The sequence below is a fragment of the Parasphingorhabdus sp. genome (assembly GCF_036964675.1).
Classification (GTDB): domain Bacteria; phylum Pseudomonadota; class Alphaproteobacteria; order Sphingomonadales; family Sphingomonadaceae; genus Parasphingorhabdus.
The window spans coordinates 43,002-47,670 of sequence record NZ_JBALTF010000010.1 but is presented as its reverse complement, the minus strand read 5'-3'; the positions used below and the strand labels follow the sequence as shown (position 1 = coordinate 47,670).

Genomic DNA, 4,669 nt, shown 5'->3' with positions numbered 1-4,669 from the left:
GTACCTCCCACGGGAAGCGATCGGCATATTTGCGGGCGATCATCCGTTCCTGTTTGCGCAGTTCCGCTTCCGTCATGGCCTGGCCCATATCCAGCTGCCCCGGAAAAACGCCAATAGGCCCCAGGTGCCGCCGACGATCAGTCCCAAAGTCAGGGTCGACAGACCGAGCGGTTGTTGCCAGCCCAATCTATCCATAATTTGTGCAAAAAGTGGCCCAAAGAACAGAAATCCGAACAATATCGGCATAAAATGCAGCGTTTTTCTGACGAAAAATTCAACTATTGGCACGCGGTTTGGCTCCGATTATTGAGCGACCATCTATTTGTGGCTAAGATTGTGGTGACTTGTCAAATGCAATCATAGCAATTCAATGAACCGAGCGGCTTCATCGGCAGCGCGGTTGGCGGCCCGTTCGAGATTGGCGTGAAAGTCTCCCGAGCTGTCGCTGTTGGCGCCATCGGTCACCGCCTTGATCCCGGCCCAGGGGATGTCGAGCAGCGCCGCAATCTGCGCCACCGCTGCGGTCTCCATGTCGACCAGGTCGGCTTTGAGTGTGTCGCGCAAATAGCCCGAGCGGTCGGGGCATTTTACAAAACAGTCAGCGGTCGCGATCCGCGCCTCGGGCAGGGCGAGAGCTTCGGGCATCGGATGGGATGTGAAGGGTTTCCAGTCCGACGGGCCAATCGGCCAGGCGCCGGCGTTATAATGGGTGAAGCCATCATGCTCACCGAACTTCTCCAGCGTGCCATAGTCGGCTTGCAGGGATTCGCTGAGGTAGAAACAGTCACCTTGGCTGCTGCTGACATGGCCGGCGGTGCCGATCACCAGAAACAGGTCCGGGCGGAAATGGCTGTGCATATAGAGGGCGGCGGCTCCGGCGTGGACCTTGCCAATGCCTGAGCAAAGGACCGAGACCTGCTTTCCCGCATGTTCGAGCTGGCGTATTTCGCCGAGCGGGCTGGCGACGCGCTTTACCGGATGATCGCGCCGGAAGGCATCGGCCTCGTCCTGCACGCCGGTGATGATCGCAATATGGTCAATCACCGGCAAAGGCCATCAGGGCGGTCGCCTCAACACCGGCGGCGGCCAGCTTCTGCGCGCCACCCAGATCGGGCAGGTCGACGATGAACAGCGCCCGGTCCACGACCGCGCCCTGTCCGCGCAGCAGCTGGACTGCCGCCATCGCGGTACCGCCGGTGGCGATCAGATCATCGACCAGCAAAACCCGCTGCCCCGGCCGGATCGCATCGACATGCATCTCGATCCGGTCGGTGCCATATTCCAGCGCATAGTCTATGTAGACCGACTTTCCGGGCAATTTTCCCGGCTTGCGCAGCATCACCTTGCCCTTTTCCAGAGCATAGGACATCGCCGCCGAAACGATGAAGCCGCGCGCCTCGATGCCGGCGATCAGGTCGAAGCTGTCCGGATCAATCAGCGCAATCATCCGGTCGATGGTGCGGCGAAAGGCCGGTCCGTCGAGCAGCAGGGTCGATACATCGCGAAACTGGATACCCGGCTTGGGATAGTCCGGGATCGTGCGCACCAAAGCCCTCAGATCGTCATTGTTTGCCATTTTCTTAACCCCTGCCATAATGAACATTTGTGTAAGCAGCGGCTTGCCTTTCCGCAACCATCGGATAATCTGCAACCAAGGAGAGAAACGCAATGACCAATTTTGATGTTCAGGAAAAACGGGCGATCACTCCCTTTGATGTGAGTGACGGTGCGCTCTATTCCGAAAATCGCTGGCAGGAACCTTTCGCCCAGCTGCGCCGCGAAATGCCGGTCAGCTATCTCGCTGATAGTCCTTATGGACCCTATTGGTCCGTGGTTACCCATGATCTGGTGCAGAAAGTCGAGCTTGACCCAGAGACTTATTCTTCCTCCTATGAGGTTGGCGGCATCACCATCACCGACGGCAGTGGAGAATATGAATTTCCCAATTTCATCGCTATGGATGCCCCGATTCATACGGCGCAGCGCAAGGTGGTACAGCCATCCTTCAACCCGAGCCAGATGCTCGCTCGAGAACCCGAAATAAGAGCGCGCACCAAGGAGCTGTTCGATGCTCTTCCTGTTGGTGAGACGTTTGACTGGGTAGAGGAAGTCTCGGTGAAGCTGACCATCGGCATGCTCTGTGTGCTGTTCGATTTCCCATGGGAGCAGTGGCGCGACATGAAGCGCTGGTCGGATACCGCCAGCGAAGTTTCGCCTGACCAGAGCGAGGAGCGGATGCAAAATTTCTTCGCCGAAATGCACCAGATGCTGGGCAAATTCGACGAGCTGTTTGAAAAGGAACGCAAACAACCGCCCAATGACAAGATTCTCAACCGCATCATCCACAGCGAGGCGATGGGCAATATGCCCGAGCTGGAGCGGCTGGCCAATATCGCGCTGCTGATCGTGGGGGGCAATGATACAACCCGCAACAGCATGAGTGGCTTTGTCCGGGCCTGCAACATGTTCCCCGATCAGTTTGAACTGCTGCGCAACGATCCTTCGCTGGTAGCCAACGCCGCGCAGGAAATCATCCGCTGGCAATCACCCGTCACCCACATGCGGCGGACCACCACCCGCGAGACCGAACTGGGTGGCCAGATCATTCCGGCGGGCGAGAAAATCATCCTCTGGTATATCTCGGCCAATCGCGACGAGAAGCTGTTTCCCAATCCGGATGTTGTGGATTTTCAGAGAGACAATGCCCGCCGCCATATCGCCTTTGGTCACGGCGTCCATCGCTGCGTTGGTGCGCGGCTGGCGGAAATGCAGCTGGCGGCGCTGTTCGAAGAAATTCTCGGCCGCGATATCCGGGTCGAGCAGGACGGTCCGCTCACCTATTCCGGCAGTTGTTTCCTGCACGAGATTGACCACATGCCGGTGCGGATGGTGCCGATCGGCTGAATTAACTTGAGCCATCAACATGCCCCAGAAAAAGACTTCCCGTTCATCGGGCTTACGCCCGGCCTGAAACGCTTGTAATTCGTCCTGATGGTCCGTTTTTCTGCACGATATTTGACTGTTTTTCTGGGGTTGGCCCTGGCTCCACCTGCCCATGCCGATGAAATTTATGGCGGGTTCGCGGCGCATCAGGTGGTGACCATCATTGCCGTCGATTCCGATGCCGACAGCGTCGATCTGCAGGCCGGCTACCGCGGCGACCGGATCGAGGCGCTGTCTGCCATCGGCAAACCGTCACCCTATCTGCTGGCTTCGGTCAATCTTTCCGGCGACACCAGTTTTGTCGCGGCCGGTTTGAGCTGGAAGTTCGGGGACAAGATATATGTGCGGCCCGGGATCGGGATTGCGATTCACGATGGTCCCCGACTGGAATTCGCGCCCGACGGCTCGCAACGGCAATTGGGATCGCGGGTGCTGTTTGAACCGGAATTGTCGGTCGGTGTGCGATTGTCGGAGAAAGTCGATCTGGAAGCGACCTGGGTGCATCTGAGCCATGCCGGTATTTTCAACCGGGCCCAGAACCCCGGACTCGACATCATCGGTGTCCGGCTGGTGTTCGAACTGCCATAGATACAGGCTTGAACAGGGGCATAAAAAAGGGGCGGCTTCCGAACCGGAAACCACCCCTGATTTTTCAATAAACCGTCAGGCTTATTTGAGTTCGACGGTACCGCCGGCAGCTTCGATCTTCGCTTTGATGTCTTCTGCTTCGGCTTTGTTAACGCCTTCTTTGATCGCCTTAGGCGCGCCTTCGACGAGTGCTTTCGCATCGGTCAGGCCAAGCTGGGTGATCGCACGGACTTCCTTGATCACCTGGATTTTCTTGCCGCCGTCGCCGGTCAGGATTACGTCAAATTCGGTCTGCTCTTCAGCAGCTTCGCCAGCGGCAGCCGCTGGACCAGCAACTGCAACAGCAGCGGCAGCAGAAACGCCCCACTCTTCTTCCAGTGCCTTGGACAGTTCAGCCGCTTCCATGACGGTGAGTTTCGAAAGTTCTTCAACCAATTTTGCAATGTCAGCCATGTTAAATATGCTCCGTTTTTTTTCTAATCATTTCGAGATCGTCATGCTGAACTTGATTCAGCATCCAGAGCGGCAAACACAGACATTGTGCTTTTAGGCTCTGGACCCCGGATCAAGTCCGGGGTGACGAAGGGTTCAACTATTCACCCGTAGCAGCATAAGCGCTGAGTACGCGTGCAACACTGGTTGCCGGCTCGACAAGAACCCGTGCGATTTTCGTTTGTGGTGCGACAAGCAATCCCACAATCGTTCCACGCAGTTGGTCAAGCGAAGGCATGGCAGCCAGGGTCTTGATACCTGCTTCGTCAAGAAGGGTGTCGCCCATTGCGCCGCCAACGATTTCCAAACGATCGTTGGTTTTTGCAAATTCCACTGCGATTTTTGCAGCGGCCACCGGATCATCCGATGTGGCAAGCGCGACCGGACCCGTCAGCATTTCTGCTAGCGGAGCATAGTCGGTTCCTTCGAGAGCCAGCTTGGCAAGGCGGTTTTTAGAGACTTTGAAGCTTGCGCCTTCGTCCCGCATTTTCGTCCGCAGCTCGGTCGATTGAGCCACAGTCAAACCCAGGTTGCGTGTCACCACGACCACCCCGGCCTGCTTGAAAAGTGCGTTCAGAGCGACAACCGCTTCGGTCTTTTGACCACGATCCATATTTTGCTCCTTCACGTGGACTGCGTTTTGACG

6 protein-coding genes are annotated in these 4,669 nt (G+C 57.0%); 2 read left to right on the top strand and 4 right to left on the bottom strand.

Annotation, left to right across the window (positions count from 1 at the left end; genetic code table 11):
- Window positions 1-357: 357 nt before the first annotated feature.
- Both V7665_RS03455 and V7665_RS03450 read right to left on the bottom strand, forming a co-directional pair.
- A complete protein-coding gene (locus tag V7665_RS03455; protein ID WP_335663137.1) occupies window positions 358-1,044 on the bottom strand; it encodes a 5'-methylthioadenosine/S-adenosylhomocysteine nucleosidase family protein in 687 nt (228 codons plus the stop codon).
- Complete coding sequence (locus tag V7665_RS03450; RefSeq protein WP_335663136.1) at window positions 1,037-1,576, bottom strand: adenine phosphoribosyltransferase; 540 nt, start codon at window positions 1,574-1,576, stop codon at window positions 1,037-1,039. Before V7665_RS03450 ends, V7665_RS03455 begins: the two co-directional genes overlap by 8 nt.
- 92 nt (window positions 1,577-1,668) lie before the next feature.
- On the opposite strand from V7665_RS03450, the gene V7665_RS03445 reads away from it, so the two are divergent.
- Together V7665_RS03445 and V7665_RS03440 are read left to right on the top strand one after the other, a co-directional pair.
- Complete coding sequence (locus tag V7665_RS03445) at window positions 1,669-2,904, top strand: cytochrome P450 (RefSeq protein ID WP_335663135.1); 1,236 nt, start codon at window positions 1,669-1,671, stop codon at window positions 2,902-2,904.
- A gap of 111 nt (window positions 2,905-3,015) precedes the next feature.
- Window positions 3,016-3,531: an acyloxyacyl hydrolase gene (locus tag V7665_RS03440; RefSeq protein WP_335663134.1), complete on the top strand. Its 516-nt coding sequence runs from the start codon at window positions 3,016-3,018 to the stop codon at window positions 3,529-3,531.
- Between the two features lie 81 nt (window positions 3,532-3,612).
- On the opposite strand, the gene rplL is transcribed toward V7665_RS03440, so the two are convergent.
- Window positions 3,613-3,984, bottom strand: a complete 372-nt coding sequence (gene rplL / locus V7665_RS03435) for a 50S ribosomal protein L7/L12 (protein ID WP_323798709.1) — start codon at window positions 3,982-3,984, stop codon at window positions 3,613-3,615.
- Between the two features lie 139 nt (window positions 3,985-4,123).
- Entirely contained in the window at window positions 4,124-4,636 is a 513-nt protein-coding gene (rplJ, locus tag V7665_RS03430) for a 50S ribosomal protein L10 (protein ID WP_335663139.1), read from the bottom strand.
- Between the last annotated feature and the right edge of the window lie 33 nt (window positions 4,637-4,669).

Excerpts from the sequence above, each read along its gene's own strand:
- V7665_RS03445 (WP_335663135.1), top strand. The coding sequence starts at position 1,669 with ATGACCAATTTTGATGTTCAGGAAAAACGGGCGATCACTCCCTTTGAT.
- rplL (WP_323798709.1), bottom strand. The coding sequence starts at position 3,984 with ATGGCTGACATTGCAAAATTGGTTGAAGAACTTTCGAAACTCACCGTC.
- V7665_RS03450 (WP_335663136.1), bottom strand. The coding sequence starts at position 1,576 with ATGGCAAACAATGACGATCTGAGGGCTTTGGTGCGCACGATCCCGGAC.
- rplJ (WP_335663139.1), bottom strand. The coding sequence starts at position 4,636 with ATGGATCGTGGTCAAAAGACCGAAGCGGTTGTCGCTCTGAACGCACTT.